We start from the raw sequence: 996 nt of genomic DNA, 5'->3' as shown, positions 1-996 counted from the left end.
GATCAGATCCTGGCGGCGATCAACCGGCCGGACAGCGGGCTGCGGTTGACGATCAGCGAATACGACGGCCGCAACCAGCGGGTGGCGACCTACCAGCCGAAGATGGTGAACGCGCGCGACGAGGCTTTGGTGCAGGCGGAGCGCTGGAACAGCGCGGTGCCGCAGGAGGGCAGCGGCGGGGTGGTGAGCGCGGGGGCGGCGAAGAGGCAGGAAGGAGTGGTCGGGAAGAATCCGCTGGTGGGGGGGGCTATAGGGGGGCTTACTCCCGCAACAGGAGTCGCTCGAGCGGGTCTTGGCACTATTTCGGTTGCAAACCGTATATATTCCCAGCCGAGAGTAGATTCACTCTATCCTATCTATTTAGGACAGCCAGGGTATTCGACGGATTCTTTGATTGGCAGCTTTCAATCAAATTCACTGGCTCTTGATGTGCCTATTCCTACGGGGGCAAGTGTATTAGGGATGGGTGAATTTGTGTTGAAGGCTAGCGTAACGGTTTTAGGGCAAGGAAAAGAAAAAGTTTTTTCTGCTAGTACGACAAGTTTTCATAATGCATCAAGTATTGGCTTGGTGGTGCCAATTAATTTGACACTAGCGAATGTGAGGAGGATTGAGGCGGGGTATATTGGAGGGAAAGGTCCAGATTATAGAAAACTAATTGAATATTGGGAGGTTCCACCTAAAGAGGGTACGTCTATTAAAATAACGTATTCCTTACAAAAGCGAATCGCTAGTAATGATTTTTTGGAGTTGTCTTCCGTTTCCAAAACAGTAGATGCAACGGAATTATTGTCCGGCGATGACTATAGAAATGCTGAGACTGTAAAAGTGGGGTACCGGGTTTCTAGCTTGCGTGGAAAAGAGTGGTCTGTTTCTGCTCTGCGGCAGGAACTTCACTTCCAAGCCCAACCCACCTCCGCCACCCAGATGCTGCTCTACACCCGCCCGGCGGGCAGCAATGCCGGCTGGCAGTACGTCTATGTGCCGCAACTCAAG

Annotated in this window: 1 protein-coding gene; it reads left to right on the top strand. The window is 52.5% G+C overall.

All coding sequences use genetic code 11. The features are described from left to right. The coding region (locus NK214_RS24870; protein WP_253315803.1) for a hypothetical protein at window positions 1–996 on the top strand (996 nt) is incomplete at both ends.

Source organism: Chromobacterium sp. S0633 (assembly GCF_024158805.1).
In the GTDB taxonomy this organism is placed as follows: Bacteria; Pseudomonadota; Gammaproteobacteria; order Burkholderiales; family Chromobacteriaceae; genus Chromobacterium.
This window is presented reverse-complemented; position numbering and strand designations above follow the sequence as displayed.